The organism is Variovorax paradoxus (assembly GCF_024734665.1).
Taxonomy (GTDB): Bacteria; Pseudomonadota; Gammaproteobacteria; order Burkholderiales; family Burkholderiaceae_C; genus Variovorax.
The window spans coordinates 596,618-623,278 of record NZ_CP102931.1 but is presented as its reverse complement, the minus strand read 5'-3'; the positions used below and the strand labels follow the sequence as shown (position 1 = coordinate 623,278).

24 protein-coding genes are annotated in these 26,661 nt (G+C 65.0%); 5 read left to right on the top strand and 19 right to left on the bottom strand.

Features of this window, described 5'->3' with window-relative positions:
- Nucleotides 1–52 precede the first annotated feature (52 nt).
- A complete protein-coding gene (locus NWF24_RS02910; protein ID WP_258352911.1) occupies nucleotides 53–3,499 on the top strand; it encodes an autotransporter outer membrane beta-barrel domain-containing protein in 3,447 nt (1,148 codons plus the stop codon).
- Between the two features lie 238 nt (nucleotides 3,500–3,737).
- Here NWF24_RS02910 and NWF24_RS02905 read toward each other — a convergent pair whose 3' ends face one another.
- The 12 genes from NWF24_RS02905 to NWF24_RS02850 form a co-directional block, all read right to left on the bottom strand.
- Complete coding sequence (locus NWF24_RS02905; protein WP_258352910.1) at nucleotides 3,738–4,217, bottom strand: YbaK/EbsC family protein; 480 nt, start codon at nucleotides 4,215–4,217, stop codon at nucleotides 3,738–3,740.
- Nucleotides 4,214–4,537, bottom strand: a complete 324-nt coding sequence (locus NWF24_RS02900) for an AzlD family protein (RefSeq protein ID WP_258352909.1) — start codon at nucleotides 4,535–4,537, stop codon at nucleotides 4,214–4,216. The genes NWF24_RS02905 and NWF24_RS02900 overlap by 4 nt, the downstream gene beginning before the upstream one ends.
- On the bottom strand, nucleotides 4,534–5,274 hold the full coding sequence (locus NWF24_RS02895; protein ID WP_258352908.1) for an AzlC family ABC transporter permease: 741 nt from the start codon (nucleotides 5,272–5,274) through the stop codon (nucleotides 4,534–4,536). The genes NWF24_RS02900 and NWF24_RS02895 overlap by 4 nt, the downstream gene beginning before the upstream one ends.
- Entirely contained in the window at nucleotides 5,271–6,275 is a 1,005-nt protein-coding gene (locus NWF24_RS02890) for an AraC family transcriptional regulator (RefSeq protein WP_258352907.1), read from the bottom strand. The genes NWF24_RS02895 and NWF24_RS02890 overlap by 4 nt, the downstream gene beginning before the upstream one ends.
- Before the next feature lie 39 nt (nucleotides 6,276–6,314).
- Nucleotides 6,315–6,767 carry a hypothetical protein gene (locus NWF24_RS02885; RefSeq protein WP_258352906.1) on the bottom strand — a complete coding sequence of 151 codons (453 nt, stop codon included), beginning with the start codon at nucleotides 6,765–6,767 and terminating at the stop codon, nucleotides 6,315–6,317.
- 381 nt (nucleotides 6,768–7,148) lie between these two features.
- Entirely contained in the window at nucleotides 7,149–7,691 is a 543-nt protein-coding gene (locus NWF24_RS02880) for a cupin domain-containing protein (RefSeq protein WP_258352905.1), read from the bottom strand.
- A gap of 23 nt (nucleotides 7,692–7,714) precedes the next feature.
- Nucleotides 7,715–8,656 (bottom strand): Bug family tripartite tricarboxylate transporter substrate binding protein, encoded by a 942-nt coding sequence (locus NWF24_RS02875; RefSeq protein ID WP_258352904.1) that lies wholly within the window; start codon nucleotides 8,654–8,656, stop codon nucleotides 7,715–7,717.
- A gap of 51 nt (nucleotides 8,657–8,707) precedes the next feature.
- Nucleotides 8,708–10,033 carry a fumarylacetoacetase gene (gene fahA / locus NWF24_RS02870; RefSeq protein WP_258352903.1) on the bottom strand — a complete coding sequence of 442 codons (1,326 nt, stop codon included), beginning with the start codon at nucleotides 10,031–10,033 and terminating at the stop codon, nucleotides 8,708–8,710.
- A 246-nt stretch (nucleotides 10,034–10,279) separates the two neighbouring features.
- On the bottom strand, nucleotides 10,280–12,064 hold the full coding sequence (locus tag NWF24_RS02865) for an ABC transporter permease subunit (RefSeq protein WP_258352902.1): 1,785 nt from the start codon (nucleotides 12,062–12,064) through the stop codon (nucleotides 10,280–10,282).
- Between the two features lie 24 nt (nucleotides 12,065–12,088).
- Entirely contained in the window at nucleotides 12,089–13,153 is a 1,065-nt protein-coding gene (locus tag NWF24_RS02860) for an ABC transporter substrate-binding protein (protein ID WP_258352901.1), read from the bottom strand.
- Between the two features lie 24 nt (nucleotides 13,154–13,177).
- Nucleotides 13,178–14,332: an ABC transporter ATP-binding protein gene (locus tag NWF24_RS02855; protein WP_258352900.1), complete on the bottom strand. Its 1,155-nt coding sequence runs from the start codon at nucleotides 14,330–14,332 to the stop codon at nucleotides 13,178–13,180.
- Nucleotides 14,333–14,376: 44 nt separating this feature from the next.
- On the bottom strand, nucleotides 14,377–14,805 hold the full coding sequence (locus NWF24_RS02850; protein WP_258352899.1) for a nuclear transport factor 2 family protein: 429 nt from the start codon (nucleotides 14,803–14,805) through the stop codon (nucleotides 14,377–14,379).
- A 147-nt stretch (nucleotides 14,806–14,952) separates the two neighbouring features.
- On the opposite strand from NWF24_RS02850, the gene NWF24_RS02845 reads away from it, so the two are divergent.
- Nucleotides 14,953–15,858, top strand: a complete 906-nt coding sequence (locus NWF24_RS02845; protein ID WP_258352898.1) for a LysR family transcriptional regulator — start codon at nucleotides 14,953–14,955, stop codon at nucleotides 15,856–15,858.
- Nucleotides 15,855–16,763 (top strand): LysR family substrate-binding domain-containing protein, encoded by a 909-nt coding sequence (locus NWF24_RS02840; protein WP_258352897.1) that lies wholly within the window; start codon nucleotides 15,855–15,857, stop codon nucleotides 16,761–16,763. The genes NWF24_RS02845 and NWF24_RS02840 overlap by 4 nt, the downstream gene beginning before the upstream one ends.
- Before the next feature lie 33 nt (nucleotides 16,764–16,796).
- On the opposite strand, the gene NWF24_RS02835 is transcribed toward NWF24_RS02840, so the two are convergent.
- Nucleotides 16,797–16,970, bottom strand: coding sequence for a hypothetical protein (locus NWF24_RS02835; protein ID WP_258352896.1), 174 nt, complete (start codon nucleotides 16,968–16,970; stop codon nucleotides 16,797–16,799).
- Between the two features lie 408 nt (nucleotides 16,971–17,378).
- On the opposite strand from NWF24_RS02835, the gene NWF24_RS02830 reads away from it, so the two are divergent.
- Nucleotides 17,379–20,405 carry a hypothetical protein gene (locus NWF24_RS02830; RefSeq protein WP_258352895.1) on the top strand — a complete coding sequence of 1,009 codons (3,027 nt, stop codon included), beginning with the start codon at nucleotides 17,379–17,381 and terminating at the stop codon, nucleotides 20,403–20,405.
- A 180-nt stretch (nucleotides 20,406–20,585) separates the two neighbouring features.
- Here the strand turns inward: NWF24_RS02830 and NWF24_RS02825 are convergent, their stop codons facing one another.
- Genes NWF24_RS02825 through NWF24_RS02800 form a run of 6 tightly spaced genes read right to left on the bottom strand, consistent with a single transcriptional unit; the run spans nucleotide 20,586 to nucleotide 25,159 of the window.
- Nucleotides 20,586–21,332, bottom strand: a complete 747-nt coding sequence (locus NWF24_RS02825) for a lysophospholipid acyltransferase family protein (protein ID WP_093177416.1) — start codon at nucleotides 21,330–21,332, stop codon at nucleotides 20,586–20,588.
- Between the two features lie 27 nt (nucleotides 21,333–21,359).
- Nucleotides 21,360–22,643 (bottom strand): dihydroorotase, encoded by a 1,284-nt coding sequence (locus tag NWF24_RS02820; protein ID WP_258352894.1) that lies wholly within the window; start codon nucleotides 22,641–22,643, stop codon nucleotides 21,360–21,362.
- A complete protein-coding gene (locus NWF24_RS02815) occupies nucleotides 22,640–23,602 on the bottom strand; it encodes an aspartate carbamoyltransferase catalytic subunit (RefSeq protein ID WP_258352893.1) in 963 nt (320 codons plus the stop codon). The genes NWF24_RS02820 and NWF24_RS02815 overlap by 4 nt, the downstream gene beginning before the upstream one ends.
- A complete protein-coding gene (pyrR, locus tag NWF24_RS02810; protein ID WP_258352892.1) occupies nucleotides 23,602–24,099 on the bottom strand; it encodes a bifunctional pyr operon transcriptional regulator/uracil phosphoribosyltransferase PyrR in 498 nt (165 codons plus the stop codon). Before pyrR ends, NWF24_RS02815 begins: the two co-directional genes overlap by 1 nt.
- The gene (gene ruvX, locus NWF24_RS02805; protein WP_258352891.1) at nucleotides 24,096–24,548 is read right to left on the bottom strand and encodes a Holliday junction resolvase RuvX; all 453 of its coding nucleotides are present in this window, start codon (nucleotides 24,546–24,548) and stop codon (nucleotides 24,096–24,098) included. Before ruvX ends, pyrR begins: the two co-directional genes overlap by 4 nt.
- A gap of 11 nt (nucleotides 24,549–24,559) precedes the next feature.
- A complete protein-coding gene (locus NWF24_RS02800; RefSeq protein WP_258352890.1) occupies nucleotides 24,560–25,159 on the bottom strand; it encodes a YqgE/AlgH family protein in 600 nt (199 codons plus the stop codon).
- On the opposite strand from NWF24_RS02800, the gene NWF24_RS02795 reads away from it, so the two are divergent.
- On the top strand, nucleotides 25,160–26,659 hold the full coding sequence (locus NWF24_RS02795) for a cryptochrome/photolyase family protein (RefSeq protein WP_258352889.1): 1,500 nt from the start codon (nucleotides 25,160–25,162) through the stop codon (nucleotides 26,657–26,659).
- Nucleotides 26,660–26,661: the final 2 nt, after the last annotated feature.

Here is a 26,661-nt window from a genome sequence, read left to right as displayed (position 1 = left end):
TTGGCTTGGATTGCGTCGCTACTCCGCGGCGGCGGAATCAACCAGGAACATCATGAACAAGGTATTTGGCATTGTTTGGAACGATGCTCTCGCAGCATGGACCGTAGTTTCGGAGTTGAGTCGTGGTCATGCGAAAGCTCGCGCCACTGTGAGCGCGGCAGGCGCAGCGGTGACACTGGCTCTGGCCACGGTGTCAATGCCGGCCGCGGCGGATTGTGTGGCCACGGGTGCGGCCATCGCCTGCAGTTCGGCAGGAGGAACGCAAGGCACGACCGTCGGGACGGGACCGACCACGGCTGCCAACACGTCGGTGGATGTCCAGTCGGGTGCATTGATCGACACGGTCAACAACTCCGCGATCAGCCTTGGCAACAATGCCACCATCACGATTCGCAACGGTGCCACGGTGCAGAACAGCTCCACCAACGGAAACAGTCCGTACCCAGGCGGCATCGGCGCCAACACGATCGAGTTCAACAGCAACAGCACCATCACCATCGAGCAAGGCGCCAACGTCTTCGCGAATGGAAGCGCAACCAATTCGGAGGCCATCAATCCCGTCGGCAGCGGCAACACGATCATCAATCACGGAACCGTGCGATCGACCCATGCGGCGATCTGGTTCCAGGCGAGCTCCGGCAACAACACCATCCTCAACACCGGCACGATGGAAGCGGGCTATGTATCGGGCAGCACCAACCCCGGCACCGCCACGGTGTTCGGTGCCAACGGCACCTCTGCTGTCGATTTCACCAACAAGGGCAGCGTCATCGGGTCGCTCAACTTCGCAAACGGCAACGATGCGCTGCATGCCTACACGGGCTCCTCGATCACCGGCAACATCAGCGGCGGAGGCGGCGCCAACCTTCTCACGCTCGAAAGCGAAAACGGCGGCGCCTCGACGTTTGCACCGCTTTCCCTGGCCGGGTTCCAGACGCTGCAGAGCAATGCCGGGGTCTGGACCTTCAACGTGGCGCTGCCGTCCTCGGGCATCACCAGCGCGACCGTCAATGGCGGCACCCTGATCCTGGGCGCCGATGCCAGCACCTACACAGGCAGCATGACCGTCGGTTCGGGCGGCGTGTTGCAGAGCAGCGCGCAATTCGCGCCGGCAGCAATCACCGACAACGGGCTGGTGCGTTTCGCCCAGCCCGACAACGCGACCTACGCCGGCCTCGTGAGCGGCACGGGCGGCATCGAGAAGACCGGTGCGGGCACGCTCACGCTGACGCAGGACCAGGCCTTCACCGGCACCACCACGATCAGCGCCGGTGTGCTGCAACTCGGCAGCGGCGGCACCACCGGCTCGGTAAAAGGCGACATCGTCGACAACGCGACGTTGACCATCCAGCGCTCGAACGCGTTGACGCTGTCGGGCACCATCAGCGGTTCCGGCGCGCTTGTGCAGGCCGGCACGGGCACGACGATCCTCACCGCCGACAACAGCTACGAGGGCGGCACCGTCATCAGTGCCGGCACGCTGCAACTCGGCAACGGCGGCACCACAGGCAGCATCGTGGGCAACGTCCTGAACAACGCGACGCTGGTCATCAACCGCTCGGACGCGCTCACGCTGTCGGGCACGATCAGCGGCACCGGCTCGCTCGTCAAGGAAGGCGCCGGCACCACGACGCTCACCGCGGCCAACAGCTACGGCGGCGGCACCGCGCTCAAGCAAGGCCGGCTGAACGTCGGCAACAACCTGGCGCTGGGCACCGGCACGCTGGCGATGGACGACGGCACCACGCTCGGCTTCGCTGCCGACGGCCTGAACCTCGCCAACGCCGTGGTGCTGACCGGCAACAACGACCCGGTGATCGACACCGGCGGCTTCAGCGCCACGCTCAGCGGCAACATCACCGGCGGCGGCTTCATCACCAAGATCGGCAGCGGCACCCTCACGCTCTCGGGCTCCAACAGCTATACCGGCGCGACCGATGTGGCCGAAGGCACCCTGAAGGCCGGCGTCGCCGACACCTTCAGCGCAGCCTCGGCGCATACCGTGCGAAGCGGTGCCACGCTCGACCTTGCAGGCTTCAGCCAGACGGTTGCCTCGCTCGCCAACAGCGGCACTGTCACATTGGTAGGCACCACACCAGGCACCACCCTCACCGTCAACGGCGCCTATGTGGGCAACAACGGCGTGCTGCGGCTGGGCACCTTCCTGGGCGACAGCACCAGCGTGAGCGACCGGCTGGTGCTCAACGGTGCAAGCGCCTCGGCCAGCGGCAGGACCAGCGTGCAGATCACCCAGCTCGGTGGCCTGGGCGCACTGACCGTGGGCAACGGCATCGAAGTGGTCTCGGCGCTCAACGGCGCCACCACCACCGCACAGACCACCAAGGACGCGTTCTCGCTCGCGGGCGGCCACGTGGATGCGGGTGCCTACGAGTACCGCCTGTATGCCGCCGACGCCAGCGGCACCGGCGAGAACTGGTACCTGCGATCGACCACCACGGCAACCGCGGGCACTGGCGGATCGACAGGCGGCACAACGGGCGGTGCAGGCACGAGCGCCGTGCAAGTGCCGGCCTACCGCGCCGAAGTGCCGTTGCTCTCCGCGCTGCCCAGCCAGGTGCGCCAGGCGGACCTGGCCATGATCGGCAACCTGCATCAACGCATCGGCGACGACGATGTCAAGGCAGGCGCCGCCGCATCGACCGACACCGAGCGCCGCGCCTGGGGCCGCGTGATCGCCACCGACATCGACATCCGCCAGCAAGGCACCGTCGACCCGCACAGCAAGGGCAACGTCAAGGGCTTCCAGGCCGGCACCGATCTGTTCGCCACATCGAACTGGCGCGCCGGCGTGTACGTCGGCCAGCTCGACGGCAGCGTCAGGGTCAGCGGCTTCGCCAGCGGCATCGCCAACCTGGCCGTCGGTTCCAACGACCTGCGCAGCCAGTACCTGGGCGCCTACGGCACCTGGACCGCCGATTCGGGCTTCTACGCCGACGCCGTGCTGCAGGCCGGGCGGCACCGTTACACCGTCGAGCCGCTGTCGACTCAGCGCAGCTCGGGCAAGGGCGACAGCCTGACGGCATCCATCGAAGTGGGCCAGGCATTCGCAATGGGCGACAGCGGCTGGAAGATCGAGCCGCAACTTCAGCTGATTCGCCAGCACATCAGCCTGGACGACATCGCGATCTCCGGTGCGAACGTGCGGCAGGACAGCGACGACGGCTGGATCGCGCGCGTCGGCGTGCGCGTGAAGGGCGAGATCGCTACGAGCCTCGGCATGCTGCAGCCGTATGGCCGCTTCAACGTCTACAAGGCGAGCGGCGGCGCCGACGTCGCCCGCTTCATCGGACCTGCCGCCACGACTGACATCACGAGCCGCACCGGCTCCACTGTCAGCGAACTGGCCGGGGGTCTCACCCTGGCGCTGAACCAGACCACCAGCATCTACGGCGAAATCGGCAAGCTGTGGGCCTCGGGCGGCGCGACGGATGTGAAGACCTCCCTGCAGGGCTCGATCGGGCTGCGCATGAAGTGGTAAAGGGACGCCGCGCCAGGAATCATCGGTTCCTGGTGCGGCGCGGGTGCCCGCAGCGGCTACCCAAGTCTGGCGAATGATGGTCTTCGCTTGCCGATCGTGAGTGCCGTGATGTTCTTTGGACTCCCTCACGTTCTCACGCCGTCCAGTTCAAGGCTGAGAGCTTGGGCACGCAGCGATTTCGTGTGCGCCGAGGTCTCGTGCCGCTACGAGACTTTCGGATCGCGTCGTCTGCAGACGATCACCGCTTTACGAGGTCACGCAGCGCACCACGATTTACCCGGAGGAGTTCGGCGCTGCGGATCTCCAGCGTCGAATCATTGCGCCCAGTGCCGCAATAGATCGCTTCCATCGCCGTAACTCCGAGGTCTATCACCACCTGCGCGTTGTTGATTGGCAAGGGGGCTACTCCGCCCGGAACCATCGCCAGGGCCTGCACCAGTTCCGCATCCGTCGCCATCTGGAGGTCTGCTCTCTTCACGCCAAGCGCGTCAGCGATCTTCTTGTAATCCGCGCGCTCGGCCGCCCGCATCGCAGCAATCGCATATCGGTCACCCGGGAGACGGAAGGCAAGGCTCTTGACCATCGCGTCGGGATCGAAGGGAAGCGATAACTGCGCCTCCCGGAAAGTGACCACAGGGCCATGCTCATGAACGGTGAAGATCGCATTGTTCGATGTCAGGAAGGAGAGTACGGCCGGACTCATCACGCCCTCGCTCATGGAACACCTGGCACGCCAAGGCCAAGACGCAACACAGCCACCGCAACGACGCCCACAAGGATCGTTCCCAGGAGCGGAAGGCGGACCGAGGCCGCAGCCGCCAGCAAGCCCGCCAACGTTTCAGGCCAGCCGGTGACAAGCAGGGTCGGAGCGATGATCGTCACGAACATGACTGGCGGAATGGCATCCAGGGCCGCTCTCGCCCGGCCCCGGACGGAGAATCGATCCCAACGCATCACCAGCATGCCTACGACTCGCGTGAGATAGGTGACGACGGCCATCGCAACAATCGCCTCGAGTGTTGTCACGTGGAACGTCATGCGAACTTCTGCTCCCGAGGTTCCTCCGGCTGCGCCGTGAAGTACGCCGCCGCAATGCCGGCCACGGCACCGGCAATCACGTGCCAGGGTGCACCGAGGGTATGGAACACGGCTGCCGACGACAGGCCACTGGCGGCAATGGCAAGACCGGTGCGCCGCCACCCCGCCCAGAACCTGGCCGTCATGCCGATGAACAATGCCGCCAGCGCGAAGTCCGCGCCGATCTGCCGCGGATCCCCGAGATAGGCGCCCAGCCACGCGCCGGCAATGGTCGCACCAGTCCACGCCGCCGTGAAGGTGAGCGCCAGGCCCATCCAATAGGACCAGGTGACGGGCAGGCCCGCGCGCGCACGCTGCTCTGCGAATCCCCACGTCGGATCGGTGAGAAAGGCCAGCGCGACGAGCATGCGCAGGCGCGTCATGCCGGCCTTCGCCAGCTTGGGAACGAGGGTCAGGCTCATCAGCGCGTGGCGCACATTGATCAGCAAAGTGGACAGCAGGATGGGCCCCAGCCTTGGCCCGTCGTTCGCCCACAGTTGCACTGCCGCAAACTGCGATGCGCCCGCGTTGACGAGGAGGGACATCCATCCGGCCTCCGCCGCCGGAATGCCCTTGGACCTGCACAGGGCGCCGAGCAGCAGACCGATCGGAACCGCGACCATCACCGCAGGCAGGATGTCCTTTGCGCCTTCGGCGGCGGTGGCCAGCGAAGACGCGGGGCCCACGGGCTGCCTCATTTCGACACCCCGTCCCTGTAGGCGCCGGGGGTCACGCCCACTCTGGCCTTGAAGACGCGCGTCAAGTGGGCCTGGTCCGCAAAGCCGGTCGCCGACGCAACGGAGATCGGCGCTTCTCCCTGGCGCAAGCGACGCTTTGCCGCCTCGATGCGGCGGCCGACCAGATAGGCGTGCGGTGTCGTCCCTGCTTCACTGCGGAACATGCGGATCAGGTGGAACCGGCTCACGCCGACTTCACCGGCGAGGTCGGCCAGGCACACGTCGTTCGACGTGGCTTGCTCGTTCAGCAGCGACTTGATTCTGGACACTCGCCGTTGCTCCCGCCCTCTCAGGGCTTCGGGGCTGAAGCCCTCGGCATGTCGTTCGAGGCAGCAGGCATAGGCCAGCAGGAGAGACTCCTGCGTGCCCAGCGACCAGCCGTACGTCTCCAGTTCCCGGTGCGCGGCCACCAGGCGAGTGGCCGCGGCGGGGTCCCGGATCACCCGGCATCGGAAATGCGGCTGGACTTCGCGGCCCGCGATCTCGGCCGCGAGGCCCCGAACGAGCGACGCGGAAGGGTAAGTCACCCGGTAGCTGTAGCCCTTGGCGTCATGTGGCGCCCCATCGTGCACATCCTCCGGGTTGAGCAGTGTCAGGTCTCCCGGGCCGGCGCGCTGCCGTGTGCCCTGAAGCCACAGGGTGCCGCAGCCCGACGTGATCGCCCCGATGACGAAAGTCTCGTGCGCATGCAGCGCATAGCGGTGCTTCCTGAAAGTTGCGGTCAGGCAATCCACTCGCTCCTCGCCTGTGATGCACCCGGAAGTGAAAAAGCGCGCGTCGTCCTGGGCCGCATTCCGGGATCGAGGGCCATCGGCCTTCGGTACTTCCTCACGATGTCCGTCTTCTCGCATGAAGCCATTCTTGCAGCGCGGAAAACGCCTGTCTTGAAGAAAATTGACATGCCGGGCCCCGGCAACGGTGGCGAAGAAGCGGCTGGGTGAGACGCTACCGAAGTTGTGCACTCGCGGACACGTTCGAACTGGCACGACAAGGCGTCGATCTCAGGCGATTTCGCAGGCGTCCACCCACACTTTCTTGAAAATAGTTTCCCGCGTTCTTTCGAACACGTTGTTCGAATGCAGGCCGATGACTGATTCGATCTGCGTCGTCTTGCCGAAGTCAGCACTGGAAACCCAGACTGTGTCCGGCGCCACAAGCACAACCTTGGCGTTAGTGTTGCGATGCAGTGCGATGCGTACATCGGGAAAGCGGAGCTTGAGCATCCTCGCCTCCCTGTTGGCATCGGCGTTTGCGATGATGAATATGTCCCTGGGGCGCTTTCCCAAAATCTGCGAGATGTAGTCCGGGCCCGGAAGTGATCCGGACATGATCAGGATGGGGCCGACTACGCGCCCGATCTGGGCCAGGCGCCTGCTCCAGGTGCTGACGCAAATGGACATCTTCGCGTCGTTGCAGGAGAACGCGAAGCCGAAACTGTCGTCGCCGAAAACCATCGTGTGCTTTGACTCCTTGAAAGGCCTGCCCTGTCGCAATCGGCAGGAGGAGGCTCAATATGCGCCGACTACCCACAAGTCTCCTCAGCGCGAGTTCTTTATGCATCCGACATGGGGGGCGATTCATCGTAGGGGCGATGCGCTAGTGCTACCAGCGCAATATTTCGAATGCTTAGTTGCCGGATCGGCAATTGCAATCGTGCTGCGCTATTCAGAAGGCAAACCCTCTCCCTTCACCGAACTCAGCTTGGAACCTCACGGGGAAGCGGGCAACTGCGTCTCAGGGCGTCGTGCCGCCAGTCATGAGCGTGCAACCATCCGGAATCAAATGCCGTGACCTCGGCGGCCAGGGCTGCTTTCATGATCCGTCTGCTCGACGGCTCAGGCCCCGTCGATGAGGATGAAAGCGATGCGGGCCACAGCGTCCGAGCGATTGGCCCACGCATGGTTCGTGCCGCGCTGGATGAGAACGTCGCCAGCTCGAAGCGTGGCTTCCTGCGTATCCAGGACCGCGACAACCTCACCCTCGAGGATCAGCGCGTAGTCGACCGTTGTTGTCCGATGCATGCCTGGATGCTTCTTTGTCCCGGCGTCGTCTTGATGCGCATCGTCGAACATCTTGCCGAACGTAGCCTGGATCCGCCGCCGCGTTTCCTCCGGGTCCTTCGATTCGGGCGGCAGGTCGATGATCCTCAAGACGGTTCCTCGTGGTGGAGGCGCTATGCCCTGCAGGTGGTTCAACCCGTCCGCGGCTTCGATGGATGTTGGCGACGACGTCGTACACCACAGATTGACTGCCTGAAACCCCGGCCTGGACTCCACGGTGCGCACATTGAGTGCTGAAGCGTCTTCTGCGATGCAGGAGCGGCCTTCGGCGTCATGGCCTGTGACGATCCGGCGTATGGAGCGATGGGGCGTGTTCATGTGATTTTCCGGTTGGGCATTCGTCATTCGGATTTGAGATGGAGCGATCGAATCACCTTTTCCAGCGCCTGGAAGTCGGTACTGACGCGCTGAAGGTATTGCTGGCTGCCGAGATAGGCAGGATGTTGCGACAGCGTCCTGGCGGTGTCGCGAAACTCCTTCGACTGCACGGCGACCTCGCAAGCCTTGGCCAGTGTTTCGACAACGGCTGGAGAAGTCCCCTTGGGGGCCCACAGACCGTTCAGGCCCGGTGCCAGCGAAGCGATGCCCAATTCCTTGAAGGTCGGCGCATCGGGATAGCGGTCTTGCCGTTGCTCCGCAAAAACTGCGAGCACCCGCAGCTTGTCGTTTGCTCCGGCGGCCGCGGCAGAGGACACGCCAAACTGGATGGCGCCGCCAATCAAGTCCACGAGCATGGGGCTGTCTCCGCGATACGCGATGGCGTTGAATTTCAGGCCTGCCGCTTGCGCAAAATGCTCGGCGGACAGATGCGGCACAGTGCCCTGCCCGGCGGCGCCATAGGCGATCTTTCCCGGATCGGCCTTGGCCATCTGGATCAACTGCTGAATGGACTTGATCGGCGAGTCGGCGCTGACGACCACCGTCATGACATTTTCATGCGTCTGGCAGACCGGCATCAGCGTGTCGTACTTGGGTCCTTTCAACAGGATCGAGCCGCTGGTCACCGGTGTGGACGGACCGAAAGCCAGGGTGTAGCCGGTCGGTGCCGCTCTGGCGACCTGCCAGAAGCCGATCGTCCCACCCGCGCCCTCCTTGTTGATGACAACCACCTGGGCACCGAGCTGCGTGGCGATCGCCCGGCTGAAAACTCGCGCCATGCCGTCCACCGCTCCTCCGGCGGAGAACGGCACGATCACCTGGATCGGTTGTTGCGCCGGATAGTTCTGGGCGCCAGCGTGAATCGCGCTTGCAAAAAGCGCAAGAAATACGACTGTTGATTTCATCCTTGTCTCCTGTCTATTTGAATTTGAATTTGAGAACGAAACTTCTGAGAACTAGCGCGCTGCTGGCCAGGGAGCCGCAGGCAAGATCCGCGATCGGCATTCGCCGAATCCGATCGGCACGTATCCATCCTTGCTGGCACGCGCTTTGAAGACGAGCTCATCGCCATCGATCAGCCATTGCCGGGCCGTTCCGTCCGGCAGATGCAGTGGCTCCTGGAACTCCGCGAGGCATCCTCGGCTGGCCAGGTCGGGCCCCGATACGGTCCCGCTGCCAATCAGATCGCCCGGCCTGAGATCACAGCCATTCGAGGTGTGGTGCGCGACCATCTGCGCGAAGGTCCAGTACAGATGTTTGGCATTGGTCCAAGTGACGTTCAACGGCGGCAAGCCGGCAGATCGCATGTTCGCGCTCGTCAGCCACGCCTCGAGTTGCAAGTCGAGCCCGCCCCGCGTGGCGTCGACGGAGTCGTGGAGATGGGGCATGACGCCGGGCTCATCTGCAGTCCTTGCCCGCGCCGGCACACGAAAAGGCGCAAGAGCTTCTGCAGAGACAACCCAGGGCGATATGACCGAGCAAAAGCTCTTGCCCAGGAAAGGGCCCAGTGGTGTCGTTTCCCATCGCTGGATGTCGCGCGCGGACCAGTCGTTGAGCAGGCAGTATCCGAACAGTTGCTCCTGCGCCGCATGCACGGGAACGGGGTGGCTTAGGGCATTTCCCGGCCCGACGAACGCACCGAGTTCCAGTTCGAAATCCAGTGCTTTCGCCGGCCCGAAGTACATCGTCCCGTCAGCGCCTCTGGACTGTCCGTTGGGACGCACAACATCGTGCCCGCTGGCCCTCACCGAACTCGCGCGGCCGTTGTAGGCAAGCGGCAAGTGGAAGAAGGCGTCGGGAACCGGATTTTCGGGGTGCGTGCTTCGGCGCGCGCGAAACAAGTGATCGAACGATGTGAGGAAGTCGGTATAGCCTCCGATGGTGCAAGGCAACTGCATCGCCACTGCGTCATTGCGCAGCAACAACCTGCCAGCCTGAGCTTGCGCGCGCGCGGACAGGGCGCCGCCTTCAGCCAGCATCTCGAACACTTGCGCGCGTAGCGCCGAGTTGGCAATTGAACCCAGCGCCATGAGCTGGTTGAGCGAACCACTCGCAGTGGCGTTCGCTGCCTCCCTGGCATCGCCCGTGAAGAACCCGGCCCTGTTTGCCTCGGCAAGATCGAGCAGATGATCTCCTATCGCGACCCCCACGCGCGGCGGATGATCGGGCGTCGCAAAAACGCCCAAGGGCAAGTTCTGCACGGGGAAGTCATGGGCAGGCAGGTTCGCAGCTTCCACCCAGCTGCGACGCGCCGGATCATGAGTGGCATTGAGTTGAGTCATGGGGTTCGGCGCGGATGTGTGGTGTGACCATCAGAGCTAATGTATTTTTTGAATCGTGATCCGCATAATCGAATGTTTAGATCGATTAATCCGTTTTTCAAATTGATGGAATCGGCCGAAATCCCCCGAAACGACTGGCGTCCGGCTTGTGTCTCCGGCAGACGAATCAGCGCGCCGAAGGGGTTGCGACAAATGACATGTCTGGGCGGCACTCTTGAAGAGTTGCCCTGCGCAGTTGGCGCTGCTTCAGTGTGCGACCGAGGCAGGCGTTGATGCGGCCCCGGCACGAACATCGCCAGCCTGAGTGCCTCGGCGTACCACCAGCGCAATGAAGGGCAGCAGGATGAGCAGCGTGGACAACGCGGCCACAGCCGGGTCGACCTGGTTGCGGATGTTTTCCCACATCTTGAGGGGAATGGTCACCACCTTGGTCCCGGCGATGAAGCTGGTCATGACCACGTCGTCGAACGAGTGCAGGAACGCCAGCATCGCGGCCGACATCAGGCCGGGCGCGAGAATCGGCAGCATCACACGCCTGAATGTGAGGATGCGGGAAGCGCCCAGGCTCTGCGCCGCCATCTCGAGCCGAGGATCGAAGCCCGAGAAGGACGCCACCATGACGACGAGCACCAAGGGAATACTGAGGCACACGTGCATGGTGATGACGCCCGTGAGCGTTCCATACAAGCCGATGTCGGACAACACGGCGAATGCGCCCAGCGCGGTCACCACGGAGGGCACCACCATCGGTGCCAGAGCCAGCGCGTAGATGACTCGCCCCTCCCTCCTGTGGTTCAGACGCGCAACGCCGTAGGCTGCCGCGGTTCCGAGAACCAGCGTGAGCACCGTGCTGGCAAAGGCAATCTTCACGCTCGTCACCGCTGCCGCCGCCCATTGCGCGTCGGCGAGCAGGAATCTGAACCAGCGCAGTGACCAATGGGTCGGAGGAAACGCAAGATTGTCGCCATCGTTGAATGAAACGATGGCCACGACCACACTCGGCGCCACCAGATAGGCGCAGGCCAGGAACCCGAAGCTGAACAGAGCAAGGCGGCCCGCGCCCTTCCACCGCCCCTCTGATCGGCCCGAACCAGCCCGCCAGCCCGCCCCGCTCCATGCAACGGCGGGTGTACCGCCGCCAAAGAGGCGTGCGCCGATTGCTTCACCCCTGTCACCCAGCCAGCGCGAGAACGCAGGCCGCCGACCGTCGGGTGCAGCGGCTCCCGCGCCGACGAGACGCAGGAAGGCGTAGATCACCAAAGTTGCACCCAGCAGCACCAAAGCCAATGCGGCGGCGAAGCCGAAATTCAGGGTGGTTTCCACGTTGGTGGCGATCAGGTTGCCCAACATGACGTCGCGCGAAGCGCCCAACATCGCCGGCGTAATGTAGAAGCCCAGCGAAAGGACGAAGACCAGGATGCAACCGCTGCGGACCCCGTGCATGGTCAGCGGTAGATAGACAGTCAGAAACGTTCGCAGCCCGCCGCCGCCAAGTCCCCGGGCGGCGCGCCACAACATCGGGTCAATGGCCTGCATCGCCGAATAGATCGGCAGGACCATCAGGGGCAGCATGACGTGGATCATGCCGATGTACATGCCGGTTCGGCTGTAGAGCAATTCGAACGGTTCCTTGATCAGGCCCATGCCGAGCAGCGCGCCGTTCAATGCGCCTTGGTCACCCAGGAGGACGACCCAGGCATAAGTGCGGACAAGAAAACTCGTCAGGAACGGAACAATGATGCAAAGCGCAACCACCTGCTTCACCCTGCCCCGGGTTTGCGCCAGGCAAGCGGCTAGCGCATAACCGAGCACGAGGCAGGCAAGCGTCACAGTCCCGGCGATGGTGAACGTCTTGACTGCAATGCCAACGTTGATCGGGTTGAACGCCGCTGTGTACTCGCGCAGCGAAAATTCGGGTAAGTGCACGCTCAACCCAGCGATGCGCAGCAGCGGATAGAAGAAGAATCCGATCATCAACAAGGCGGCAGGAGCTACCGCCAGGCGAAGCATCGAGGTGCGAGATAGCGTCATGGTGTTGTCCGCGAGAGAACGCGATTACTTCGTGATCCATTCATTCCAGCGCTGCGCCAGACGCTCCCCGTTGCTCTTGCCATCGGGTCCCACTTCGGAGTACCACGCGTCATTCACCATGTAGGCGTGCTTGCGGTTCTGAGGACTGGTCACCATCGTGTCCGCCATCTCCTTGCTGATGAAGTTGAACGCATCCGGATTGGCGGGGCTGTAGCCGGTCAACGTGACGTACGCTGCCTGGCGCTCGGGATTCAGCGTGAACTCGATGAACTTGTGAGCCTCGCCAACGTTCTTGGCTCCTTTGGGAATGATCCAGTACAGGCCGGTCATCTTTGCCTGGTTCCAGACGATCTTCATTGGCTTGCCCGACTGAGACAGCGCAGTGAAACGGCCGTCGAAGCCCATGCCCAACGCCGCACCGCCACTCGAGAAGATCTGCATCTGTTCACTGCCTACCTTCCAGTACTTGCGGATGTGCGGCTTGATCTTGTCCAGGCTACGGAACGCTCGGTCTGCATCGAGCGGATAGAGCTTGTCCATGGGCACGCCGTCCGCGAGCAGTGCCTCCTCGAAGGGGCCTTGACTGCCCAGCTCCCCGTTCTGCAGCACGCGGGTGCCCGGAAATTTCTCGACGTTCCAGAAATCCGTCCAGCTGGCGGGTGCAGGCTTGCCGGCGGGATACCTGGATGCGTCCAGCCCCAGGACCCAGGAGTAGTAGATGAATTGCACGCCCCACGGCTTCCTGGACTCCGGGCTCAATTTGTCGATCACGGCCTTGTTGAAGCGTGCGTAGTCGATGGGTTCCAGTAGCGCACTCCTGGACAGCATCGTCCCTCCCGCCGGTGAGAAGCCCGCCACGTCGAAGTCCATGTTGCCGCTTTGCGCCTTCAGCTTCACGCTTGCGGTTGTCGCCTGGTCGCGCACCACGTTGACCTTGATGCCGGTTTCCTTTTCGAATGGTTCGACGAAGGCCTTGATGGCGCTGTCTCCCTGCAGCCCTCCCCCGACGACCACGGTGAGTGCTTGGGCAGATACAGCCAGGGTGGAAATTGCGATTGCAATCACTGACCAACGGACAACGATGTTCATGAGGGGCTTCTCCTTGATGGGGCTTCAGGCGTTGAACAGATGGACATCGTCCATGGCAAAGCTCACTTCGACCGCGGCACCCCGCTGGTGCAGAACGTTGTTGAAAGAGCGAGGAATCTTGGCAACGATCACCTGGTCGTCGACCTTGACGTGGTACTCGTGGGCATCCCCCAGAAATGCAACCTGCCCGACGATCCCAGGCAAGGTGGTGCATTCCCTGTCGCCAACGTGCATGCCGCGAGGGCCGAGCTGAATGGCTTCGGGGCGGACCATGGCTACAACCTTGTCCCCCTCCGCGCACTTCAGGTCCGAATGCACTTGCATGCGCGTCGACTGCGTGACGACATCGACGACACCGCGGCTGGCCAGGCCGACCACGCCCGAGATGAAATTGGCATCTCCGACAAAACCCGCGACATACGAGTCGCTGGGCGATTCGTAGACGTCCAGCGGCTTGCCAACCTGGGCGATCTTGCCGTTTCGCAAAACTACGATGCGATCCGACATGGTGAGCGCTTCCTGCTGGTCGTGCGTCACGTAGATGATCGTCTTGCCGAGCTCGAGGTGAAGGTCCTTGATCTCGACGCGCATTTCTTCCCGGAGCTTGCGATCAAGCGCACTCAATGACTCATCCATCAGTATCAGCGGGGGGTCGAAGACGGTCGCGCGCGCCAGGGCCACGCGCTGCTGCTGACCTCCACTCAATTGCGCCGGTCGCCGATTGGCAAACGTCGACATGCGCACCCGATCCAACGCCGCATCGACCAGCTTTTTCGCAGCAGCAACGCCAACGCCGCGCGCCTTGAGAGGGAACTCCACGTTTTCCCGGACCGACATATGCGGGAACAGCGCATAACTCTGAAACACGATGCCCTGGTTGCGACGATTCGGAGGGACCCGGTCCAGACGCTGGCCGTCCACCAGAATGGTCCCGGAGGTCACATCCGTGAATCCTGCCAACATCATCAGCAGCGTGGACTTGCCCGAACCGCTGGGTCCGAGGAGCGAAACGAACTCCCCGGGGTTGATTTTCAGGTCCACGTTCTCGACAGCCGGCACGCCGTCGTAGATCTTGCTCACACCTCGAAATTCGACGGCACCGGGTCCGACGCTTCCCACCGCCGGACCCTCTTCCATGGCCTGCAGGCCGGGGGACTGCTCATTGCGCGCTGTCTTCATGTGCTTTCAATGCCTCGTGGTGCTCGACGTGGTAGACGCGGGACTCAGTGGATGATCCAGGCCTTCGGGTCATGGTCCTTGCGGTACGCGGACAGGTCCGTGCTGCCGGCACGCGCGTAGGTGTCGAAGTGCTCCTCGAAATGAACGATCTTTCCGTCTTCGACGATGTAGAAGTTGAAGACGAACATCTCGCACTTCCTGCCGTCCGTCGATTCGATGTCCAACCAGAATCGGCGCGCGACCTTGTTGCCCTCGCTGATCGAAACGATATAGGCGGGATCCATGATCAGGGTCTGGGCATTCAGGCCTGCGGCGACGCGCAGGAAATGCGCGTTTGCCGCCTCCCAACCGACGACGGCCTTCGCGCCCGGAAGCAGCACCTTGACGTTCTCCGCGAGGTAGAGCTTGTTTGCTTCGGCCACGTCCGTACGCCAGGTGACGTGCCACGCCTCGACGATTTCCTTGGGGCTCATTGGGTTCCTTGAATGTGGTTACTAGAATGGCCGGCCTCATGGGGTAAAGCCAGCTGCCGAAGGTTATGGGCGGGGGGCGTCCGGGGGCAACATCTGCATTCTTATGACGCGATAACCTGGCGGACCCGCCCGCCTGCTGGATGGCAAATGGAGCTTCGCCGCCTCGAGACCTTTGTTGTGGTCGCCGCCGAATTGAACATTCGTTTGGCAGCCAAACGCCTTGGTGTGACGCAGCCTGCGGTGAGCGTGCAACTCCAGGTCCTGGAGACGGAGCTCGGCTTCGAACTCCTCCAGCGTCATCAGAACCGCATCGTTGGTTTGACCGCTGCAGGCGCTTGCTACCTGCCTGCAGCCCAGCAACTGGTCGTCCAGTTGCGCATGGCCCGGCAGTCGGCACTGGATGTCGCAAACGGGCACACAGCAGTCGTCAAGATCGGGCTTTGCGAGGATGTAGCCACTGGGAGTCCGGTGTGGCATACGCTTGGCGCGTGTGCACAGCTGGACCACCTGATGCTGCGGTTTGTCGAGTTGCCGCCCGCAGAGCTCGTGCAGTTTGTCCGTGCAGGAGTGATCGATCTCGCCTTCGTTCCGCTGATGATGGATCTTCAGGGGCTGCAAGTCGTACATCGTTGGGCCGAGTCCTGGCTTGCGGTGCTGCCCGCTGGGCATCGCCTCGCAAATCGCTCGCAACTGAGTCCGGCTGATTTGACCAATGAGTCGCTCATCCTCGGGGAAAGAGATGAGCCCGGCGCCGGCCTTCAACTCATTGAGCAAGCGTTCGGTCAGAGCGGGATGCCGGCCCCCAGCGTCGTTCGCGCCAAGCATCGCTCGACGATGATGGTGCTTGCCGCAACCGGCAGAGGAATTGCCTTCGTGCCCGAATCACTCCGGCTCCTCGACCTGCCTGGCATGAGCATGGTGCCCTTTCTTGCACCCAGCCTCGAGATCGGCGTGGTTGCCCCGGCCCCCGCCGCAGATCACCCGTTGAACGAGGCCTCCGAGAGGGTCGGCCTCCGACTGGCATCCTCGCAACGACCGGATTCGTCCACATGAATCTGCGCCAGCTCCACTACTTCATCGAGTTTGCTCAGGCACTCGAAAGAGGCGACGCGCCATCAGCCTGGCCGCACTTCAAGTCTCACGCCGGAGTCATCGAGCGCGAGCTGGGTACAAGGCTGATCGAGCGGAAGGGCAACGCGACCTTCCGGTTGACGCCGGCGGGCGTGGAATATCTGGCAGCTTCCAAACGAATGTTGCAGATGCATGAGAGCGCCATTACGCAAGCCGCAAGCGCAGCGCGTGGCCAAGGCGGTGAGCTGCGGCTCGGTGTGTGCGAAGAGGCCGTCACCAACCGGCTCACGCATTTTCTTGCCGCACACAAGGAGCGGTATCCCGCAACACAGGTGCACCTGGTCGAAGACTCATCTTCCGCACTGGTAGCGGCGCTCCAGCGACGGGAGCTCGACTTGGCCCTGATTCTGCCGGTCGTCGACCTGTCGGAGTCGCTGCTGACGGAGGTGTTGTGGTCCGACGGTTGGCTGGCGGCGATGCGCAGCGGCCATCCGCTCGCGGAGAAAGACACGCTCGATTGCCAGGATTTCACCGACCAGGAACTTCTGCTCGGCGACCCGATGTGGTCATCGCACGGCCACGACATCATTCGCGAAGCCTTCCGTCTGCAGGGCATGGAACCAAAGATCGGGGCGCTGGTGTTCAGTCGCTCCACCATGCTCGTTTTGAGCGCTATCGGAATTGGCTGCACATTCGTCCCCGCGTCGATGATCAGGAACCCACATCGACCACACCCTTCCAATGTGCTTCGCCCGTTTCGAGCCCCGCCGCTGCTGATCACTGCTGTCTACCTGCCTGATGCGCCCAGAATCGCGATCGGATTCCTGGAGCTCGTTCGCGACATCGTCGGGAACGAGTCAAAAACAACGGGAGCACGTGAGTCGTGAGGATCGACTCAAGGGGCTGCATCCGCCCAGATCTCACCTGGGATGGATCGCCCACTCGATGCGATTTGCATATGTCGTCAGTGTCCGCACCATCGACGCGACGTCCTCCAGCGTGATCGCCAATCCAACCAGCTTGGGTGCGACGGCGTACTTGCCCTTGACCGGCATCTTCTGAAGAAACTGCAGCTCCTCCAGGGTGGCGATCATCCGGTGTGCGCTAGTTATCGATGCCCGAACTCACGAGGCGCGGCAGCGTATGGTGAAGAAATGCGCCACGCCCATGCGCATCTCCAGTGTGATCCGGTCGGGTAGCACAATCCACAGCCGAAGCCTTCGGCGGGTGCATTGGCTTTGCATGAGCCGGACCCGCAAGCAACCCGGCCACCTGCCATTACGCGAGCATTCGTTACGACCCCAGCGCGTAACAACGCTACGTAACAAGCGCCGAAGAGCGCTCAGCAAAGGGCTTTCGCCGACACCCGTCGCGGCACCGATCCGGCAAAAAATTCATATGAATCAATAGCTTGCACGTTCGGCGCCTGCGCGCTCGATGCATCACGAAGATGCGGCACGCAAGTTGCCCCGTCAGTAAGTCCCACCACCGAGGAGACTGCCATGACGGATGCCAATGCATCGATTTCTTCGATCGCCGGAGGCGCCGACAACGGTGCTGCGCCGGTGGTCATCGCCCAGGCGACAGTGAAGCCGATTGCCCCCATGGGGACTGGCGCCGCCGCAGTTCAGCCCGCGGCACCGGCCGGCATCGGATCGCTTTCGAATGCCACGCCCGGCACGGTCCTCATGCGCGACGGCGTCTCGATTCCCGTCGACGGCAGCCAGGCGCTGATGGCCGGCGACCGCGTGATCGTTCCGCAGGACGGCCACGCCAACGTTCTCTTTCCCGGATCGGCCACCAACAAGGCGCCGCTGTCCGGCGTCTTCACGGGCGGCACCGACGCCACCATCAGCACGACCAAGCTGGCCAGCGGCCTCGAGCAGGTGAATGTAGACGTGGCCTCGGGCGACCTGGAAGTGACTTCGCCCGACAGCGACGCGGAAGCCGCAGCGCTTGCGGTGAGCAAGAAGACCGCCGCCGGCAGCGGCATCGGCCTGGGTGAATTCGCGCTCGGCGCACTGGGTGCCGTCGCGCTCGGCGCGGCGCTGAGCGGTGGCGGCGGCAGCGACGGCGGCGCGGTTCCGTTCTTCGTTCCGGGTGTTGGCGACAGCGATGCCGACGCAGATGCGGATGCAGATGCAGACTCGGATGCGGACGGTGATGCTGACGCTGACGCTGACGCTGACGCTGACGCTGATGCGGATGCGGATGCGGATGCGGATGCGGATGCGGATGCGGATGCAGACGCCGATGCAGACGCCGATGCCGATGCCGATGCGGACGCTGATGCCGACGCGGACGCGGACGCCGATGCAGACGCTGATGCAGACCACCTGCTCGATCCAGGCGACAGCCTCGCCGGCCATCTGCTCGGCTCCCTGGACAACGTCCTCGGCCTCGGAGGTGGCAGCGCCGCCGCGGCAAGAAGCGTCGCCGCCAGTTCCTCCGGCACATTGGCATCGCTGATGCCCGCGGCCGACGGCCTCACGGATCTGCTGGACGACGTGCTCTCGCCGATCGCGGGCAACGAGTTCAGGCCGGACGACCCGAACGCTTTCGATCCGCTGGACAACACCGTCGACAACCTGGCCGTCAACATCGGCGGCGTGCTCACCCCCGTGGTGGACGGCCTGCTGGGCGATGGCCTGACAGACGCGCTCGTCGGGTCGCTGATCGGCCAGGTCGACTACCTGACCGATGCGTTGAGCAACATCCTCGAAAACGTGCTCGGCAGCGAAGGCCTGCTCGGCGGCGTGACCACCGGCCTTGGCATCGACGGCCTCGTGGACGAACTGGTCGGCACCGACGGCGTGGTCGGACAGGTGCTCGAAGGCCTGCTGGGCGACGGCAGCCTGCTGGGCAACGTGCTCGGCGAAGACGGTCTGATCGGGCAACTGCTGGGCGATGACGGGCTCCTTGGCGGTCTGCTTGGAGGTGACGGCGGTCTGCTCGGTGGTGTCCTGGGTGACAACGGCCTGTTGGGTGGCCTGCTCGGCGGTGACAGCGGCCTCCTCGGCGGCGTGCTGGGTGACGACGGTCTGCTGGGTGGCCTGCTCGGCGGCGACGGTGGTCTCCTCGGCGGCGTCCTGGGCGATGATGGCCTGCTTGGCGGCGTACTCGGCGGCGACGGCGGCCTGCTCGGCGGCGTGCTGGGTGACGACGGTCTGCTGGGTGGCCTGCTCGGCGGCGACGGTGGCTTGCTTGGCGGCGTGCTCGGTGGTGTTGGCGGCCTCCTCGGCGACGATGGCCCGTTGGGCGGCGTGCTCGGCGGCGACGGCTCGCTCGCCGGCTTGCTGGGCAGCGACGGCCTCACCGGCGGCCTGCTCGGCGGAGGCGGGCTGGTCGACAGTCTGCTCGGACCCGACGGCGTGGTCGGCGACCTGCTGAGCGAGACACCCCTGGCCGGTTTGCTCGGAGGAGATGGCGGCCTGCTCAGCGGCGTGCTGGGCGATAACGGCTTGCTTGGCGGCCTTCTCGGTGACGACGGCCTGCTGGGCGGTGTTCTGGCCGACGACGGCCTTCTCGGCGCCGAAGGCCCGCTCGGCAGCCTGCTGGGCGGTGATGGCGGCTTGCTCGGTGGCGTGCTGGGCGACGGTGGTCTGTTGGGCGGTCTGCTTGGCAGCGATGGCGGCCTCCTCGGCGGGGTCCTGGGTGATGGCGGCCTGCTGGGCGGAGTGCTCGGCGGCGACGGCGGTCTCCTCGGCGGTGTCCTGGGCGAAGGCGGTCTGCTGGGCGGCGTACTCGGTGGTGACGGTGGTCTCCTCGGCGGTGTCCTTGGTGACGACGGCCTGTTGGGTGGCGTACTCAGCGGCGACGGTGGCCTCCTCGGTGGCGTCTTGGGCGAAGGCGGTCTGCTGGGCGGCGTACTCGGCGGTGACGGTGGCCTCCTTGGCGGTGTCTTGGGCGACGACGGCCTGCTGGGTGGCGTACTCGGCGGTGTGACCGGCGGCGACGGCGGTCTCCTGGGCGGTGTCCTGGGTGACGACGGCCTGCTGGGTGGCGTGCTCGGCGGCGTGACCGGCGGCGACGGCGGTCTCCTGGGCGGTGTCCTGGGTGACGATGGCCTCCTTGGCGGCGTACTTGGCGGCGGCAGTGGCAGCGGTGGCGGCCTGCTCGGCGGCGTACTCGGCGAAGACGGCATCGTGGGCAACCTCCTGGGCGGCGACGGCCTGGTCGGCGGCTTGCTGGGCGCGGACGGTCTCGTCGGCAGTCTGCTCGGCGCACTGGGCGGCGACGGCGCCGTGGCCAACGTCCTGCAGCCGGCGGGCGACGCAGTCGCTCCGGCAGTCGAGACCGCGGGCAGCACGGTCTCCCACGCCGCGGCTCCGGCAACGGACATCCTGGCCGGGGCCACGGGTGTCGTGGCGCCGGTGGTCGACACGGTGGCCAGCGTGGTCGAAGGCGCGGGCCATGCCGTCGGCTCGGGCCTGACCGAAGTGGTGACGCCGATCACCAGCCAGGTCGAGCAGACGGTGAGCCACGTGGTGAGCCCGGTCACCAACATCCTGCACGGCCTGCTGGGCTGAATGTAGGCAAGCACCGACGCGCCCGGCCTGCCTTATCCCGCAGGCACGGGCCGCGCACGCGGTCAAAGTGGAGGCTTGAAGGTCTTCGGCAGGCAGCATTTGCCGAAGGGCTCCCGGTTCCTCCTCACGGCGCATTCCTGCGTCGTTAAGCGCTCCCTCGAGGAGCGCTTTTTTTTGACTTCAGTGTGTTTCGCGGCGCAACTGCTGCACGTCTTCATGCAGCGACTGCGCCCAGGCGCGGCGCTCGCGGCCGTGCGGGTCCTGCGGCTCGCCGAAGCGCACGATGGCCAGCAGTGGCGGCGCGCGCAGGGTGTTCCACAGCGACGCGGCGAGGCTGTCGTCGTCGATGTAGCGCGGAGCCTGGCTGGTCTCGCCGGTAGCAGCATCGGCAAAGCGCAGCGCGGCGGGCAGCACGGGTGCACCCGAGGAAATGGCTGCCTGCAGCAGGTTGGCATGGAACGGCAGCAGGCCGCGGCCGTCGCTGGTCGTGCCTTCGGGAAACACGCCGATCAAATCGCCGTTGCGCAGCGCCTCGGTCATGTGGTGCACCACGCGCAGCGCGTCGCGGCGGCGTTCGCGCTCGATGTAGAGCGTGCCGGAGCCGTTGGAAAGCGTGCCGATCAGCGGCCAGTTCTTGACGTCCGACTTCGACACGAAGCGCACATGGCGCGCCGCATGGAGGCAGGTGATGTCGAGCCACGAGAGGTGATTGCAAATGAGCAGTACCGGCCCCTCGGGCGGCGGAGTGCCTTGCACCTTGAGCGTGATGCCCATGATCTCGAGCATGCGCTTCGACCACGCCTGCACGCGCGCATTGCGCTCTGCCTGCTCGAGGCTGGGAAAGGTGAAGCGAATCGTCCACCAGCCGACCAGCGCATGCCCCACCGCGTGCAGCAGGCGCCAGCAGGCTTTCAACGAATGAACCATCGGGGCGTCGTTCTTTCTTTCTGTCTGTCAGCCGTGCACGACCCGGCCTGCCACCAGCGTGTGCCGCGCGCGGCCCTGCATCGGATAGCCGGCGAACGGCGTGTGCTTGCCCTGGCTCTTGAGCGCATCGGGCAGCACCTGCCATTCGAGCCCGGGGTCGGCAATGCACAGGTCGGCCACGCCGCCTTCCACCAGGCGGCCGATGCCGGTGCCCGCGTCTTCGGCGGCCAGCAGGCGTGCCGGCGCGGAGGTGATGACCTCGATGGCGCGCGCCACGCCCGCGCCACTGCGCTCGCCCCATTGCAGCGCGAGCGGCAGCAGCAGTTCGAGCCCGGTCGCGCCGGCTTCGCTCTCGGCGAAGGGCAGCGTCTTGGCGTCGGCCTCGACCGGCGTGTGGTCGGACACCAGCGCATCGATGGTGCCGTCGGCCAGCGCGGCAGAAAGCGCCTCGCGGTCGCCCTGCTGGCGCAGCGGCGGGTTCAGGCGCGCGCGGCTGTCGAAGTAGCCGATGTCGGTGTCGACAAGATGCAGCGAATTGATGCTGACGTCGCAGGTGAGCGGCAGGCCCTGCGCCTTGGCTTCGCGCACCAGCGCCACGCCGCGGGCGCTGGAGATGCGGCACAGGTGCACGCGCGCGCCGGTGGCCTTCATCAGCTCGACGATGGTGAAGATGGCGATCGTCTCGGCCGACACGGGCACGCCCGCGAGGCCGAGCCGCGTGGCGAGCGGGCCGCTGGCTGCAACGCCCTTGCCGAGGTCGCGGTCCTGCGGACGCAGCCACACGGTGTAGCCGAAGGTGCTGGCGTACGACAGCGCGCGCTGCAGCACCTGCGTGTCGGCCAGCGGCACGTCGGCCTGGCTGAAGCCGATGCAGCCGGCCTCGGTGAGTTCGGCCATCTCGGTCAGTACGCCGCCAGCGAGGTTGCGCGTGAGCGCGCCGAGCGGAAACAGGCGCGCGCACTGCAGCTTCTCGGCGCGAAACTTGAGCATCTCGACCAGGCCGGGTTCGTCGAGCACGGGGTCGGTGTCGGGCGGGCACACGAGGCTGGTGACGCCGCCGGCAATGGCCGCGGCCATTTCGCTTTCGAGCATGCCTTCGTGCTCGTAGCCTGGTTCGCGCAGACGCGCGGCAAGATCGACGAGACCAGGGGCGACGATGCAGTCCGCGGCGTCGATGGTGCGCTCGGCCTTGAAGCCGGCGGGGATGCTGCCGATGCCGGCGATCTTGCCGTCGGCGATGGCGATGTCGGCCTTCTTGTCGATGCCCGATGCGGGGTCGACGACGCGGCCGTTGGTGATCAGTGTGTTCATGCTTCGTTACCTGCCACGATGCTCATCACCGCCATGCGCACGGCGATGCCGAAAGTGACCTGCGGGAGGATCACGCTCTGCTTGCCGTCGACCACGGCGGAGTCGATCTCAACGCCGCGATTGATCGGGCCCGGGTGCATCACGATGGCGTCCGGCTTGGCCAGCTGCAGCTTCTCGGGCGTAAGGCCGAAGGTCTTGAAGAACTCCTGCGACGACGGCAGCAACGCGCCGCTCATGCGCTCGTTCTGCAGGCGCAGCATGATGACGACGTCGCAGTCCTTAATGCCCTCTTCGAGCGTGTGGCACACGCGCACGCCCATGCCGGCCATGTCGCTCGGCACCAGCGTCTTCGGGCCGACCACGCGCACCTCGGCGCAGCCCAGCGTGGTGAGCGCATGGATGTCGGAGCGCGCCACGCGCGAATGCAGCACGTCGCCGACGATGGCGACCGTGAGGTTCGTGAAGTCTTTCTTGTAGTGGCGGATCGTGTACATGTCGAGCAGCCCCTGCGTCGGGTGCGCGTGGCGGCCGTCGCCGGCGTTCACCACGTGCACGTGCGGCGCCACGTGCTGCGCGATCAGGTAGGGCGCGCCCGACTCGCTGTGGCGCACCACGAATAGGTCGGCCGCCATGGCGCTCAGGTTGGCGATGGTGTCGAGCAGCGACTCGCCCTTGGTGGCCGAGGAGCGCGCGATGTCGAGGTTGATGACATCGGCCGAGAGGCGCTTGGCCGCGATCTCGAAGGTGGTGCGGGTGCGGGTGCTGTTCTCGAAGAACAGGTTGAACACGCTCTTGCCGCGCAGCAGCGGCACCTTCTTCACCTCGCGGTCGCTCACGCTCGTGAAGTTGGCGGCGGTGTCGAGGATGTGCGTGACGATGTCCTTGGGCAGGCCTTCGATCGACAGCAGATGGATCAGCTCGCCGTTCTTGTTGAGCTGCGGATTTCGCTTGTAGAGCATTACTTGTTTTCCTCCACCTTGAGGCTGAAGGCACCATCGTTGGCGCGCGCGAGGGCAAGCAGTTGAGTGTTTGGCAATGTGAGCGTGGTAGCGGCGAAGTCGGCGGCAACGGGCAGTTCGCGTCCACCGCGATCCACCAGCACCGCGAGGCGCACGCTGGCTGGGCGGCCGAAGTCGAACAGCTCGTTGAGCACCGCGCGGATGGTGCGGCCCGTGTAGAGCACGTCGTCGAGCAGCAGCACGTCGGTGCCGTTCACATCGAAGGGCAGCACGGTCTGCGCACTCGCCGAGAGGCCGCGGCGCGCGAAGTCGTCGCGGTGCATGGCCGACGAGATGATGCCGGGCGCGCCGGGCAGTCCCAAGTCTTTCTGCAGGCGTTCGACCAGCCAGGCGCCGCCGGAGGTGATACCCACCAGTTTCGTCTCAGGGCGCATCAGCGCCTTCACGCCGGCCAGCAGCTTCGTGTAGAGCGCTTCGGCATCGGGAATTGAACTCACGGGAGACTCCTCAAAAATTGCTCCAGGATGATGCAGGCCGAAGCAGCGTCGGCATCACGCGCGCCCGATGACAGAGCCTCGGTGGTGCTGTAGCGCTCGTCGACCTCGAACACCTGGAGGTTGAAACGGCCGCGCAGCTGGCGCGCGAACTTCTGCGCGCGGCGGGTGTTCTCGTGCGGGGCGCCGTCGGGGTGGTAGGGCACGCCGATCACCAGGGCGTCGGGCTGCCATTCCTTGATGCGCGCCTCTACCTGCGCAAAGCGGGCGTCACCCTCGGCCTTGATGGTGGGCTGCGGGGTGGCCGTCTGCAGCAGCCGGTTGCCGCTGGCCACGCCCGTGCGCTTCAGGCCGAAGTCGAAGGCCAGGAAGGTCTGGAAATGGGCGGGAACGGGAACAGCGGCAGCAGCGGGAACGGGAGAAGAAGCGGAGGGAGCGGGAGCGTCTGGCATGGCGGCTGCGCTCATGCGTGTCCGGCGTCCGGCGACAGCTTCCACGCCTCGAGGCCCAGCAGCAGCAGCGCCCTGTCGTAGCGCTGCTCGATCGGGGTGTCGAAGATCACGGCCGGGTCGGCGCCCACGGTAAGCCAGCTGTTTTCGGCCAGTTCCGATTCGAGCTGGCCTTCGCCCCAGGCCGCGTAGCCCAGCGAGACCAGTACCTTGCGCGGGCCGGCGCCAGTGGCCAGGGCCTCCAGCACGTCCTTGGAAGTGGTCATTTCGAGCCCGCCGGGAATGGTCATGGTCGAGGCGTAGACCGATTCCTCGGGCTTCTCGGCCTGGGTGAAGACCGGCTCGTGCAGCACGAAGCCGCGTTCGGTCTGCACCGGGCCGCCCTGGAAGACGGGGGCTTCGCCCAGCTCGGGGCGGGCCAGGTGGAGCTCGATTTTCTCGAACAGCACCTTGAGGTTGATGTCGCTGGGTTTGTTGATTACCAGGCCGAGCGCACCGCGCTCGCTGTGTTCGCAGAGGTACACGACGCTGCGGTTGAAAGTTTTGTCTTCCATCCCGGGCATCGCTATCAAAAAGTGATGCGTAAGGTTCATCGGGGCAGAATCGGCGGCCATATGCCCCCGATTTTACTGGCCGTTGACAAGACCTATCCCAAAGGGCTCATGTGGTTCCGCCGTGACCTCCGGGTGGACGACAACGCGGCCCTGTATCGCGCGCTGCGGGCCTGCCGCCAGGTGGTCTGCGTTTTTGTCTTCGACAAGGCCATCCTCGACGCCCTGCCCACGGTCGACCGGCGGGTCGAATTCATCCGCGAATCGCTGGTGGAGCTCGAGGCCGAACTGCGCGCGCTGGGCGGCGGGCTGGTCGTGCGGCATGCCGCGGCGGTGCAGGAGATTCCCGCGCTGGCGCGCGAACTCGGCGTGCAGGCGGTGTTCGCCAACCGCGACGACGAGCCCGACGCGCTGGAGCGCGACGCCAAGGTGTTCGGCGCGCTGGCCAATGCCGGCGTGGCGTTCCACACCTACAAGGACTCCACCGTCTTCGATCGCGACGAGGTCATGACCAAGACCGATCAGCCTTACACGGTGTTCACCCCCTACAAGCGGGCCTGGCTGGCGAAGGTCGATGCGTTCTTTCTCAAGTCGTATCCGGTGCGCAGCCATGCCGATGCGCTGGCGCCCTCGCCGCAGGCCTATGGCGAGCCGGTGCCGACGCTGCGGGAGATCGGCTTCGAGAAGAGCAACCTCTCGGCGCTGGAGATCCCCACCGGCACGCGCGGCGCGGGCCTGCTGTTCGAGGATTTCTTCGAGCGCATCGACCGCTACCACGAGGCGCGCGACTTCCCTGCGGTGCGCGGGCCCAGCTACATGGGCGTGCACCTGCGCTTCGGCACGGTGTCGATCCGGCAGATGGCCAGCCTGGCGCACCAGCTCTCGCTGCAGGGCAACGCCGGGGCGACGACCTGGCTGAGCGAGCTGATCTGGCGCGAGTTCTACTTCCAGATCCTGGTGCACTTTCCGCACGTGCACAGGGGCGGCGAGTCGAAGAGCTTCCGGCCCGAGTACGACAAGATCGCCTGGCACCACGGCAAGCACGCCGACCAGCTGTTCGACGCCTGGTGCCAGGGCCGCACCGGCTACCCGCTGGTGGACGCGGCCATGCTGCAGATCAACCAGAGCGGCTACATGCACAACCGCCTGCGCATGGTGGTGGCGAGCTTCCTGTGCAAAGACCTGGGGCTGGACTGGCGTCGCGGCGAGGCCTACTTCGCGCTGCACCTGAACGACTTCGAGCTGGCGTCGAACAACGGCGGCTGGCAGTGGGCCAGTTCGAGCGGCTGCGACGCGCAGCCCTACTTCCGCATCTTCAACCCGGTGACGCAGAGCGAGCGCTTCGACCCCGAGGGCAAGTTCATCCGCCGCTACCTGCCGCAGCTGGCGGGGCTGTCGAATGCGGCGATCCATGCGCCGTGGTTGGCGTCGCCGGTGGAGTTGGAAGCGGCCGGCATCAAGCTCGGCGAGACGTACCCGAAGCCGGTGGTGGACCACGCCGAGGCGCGCGAGAAGACACTGCAGCGCTACGGGGTGGCGCGGGCGAAGGCACTGCAGAAATAAGA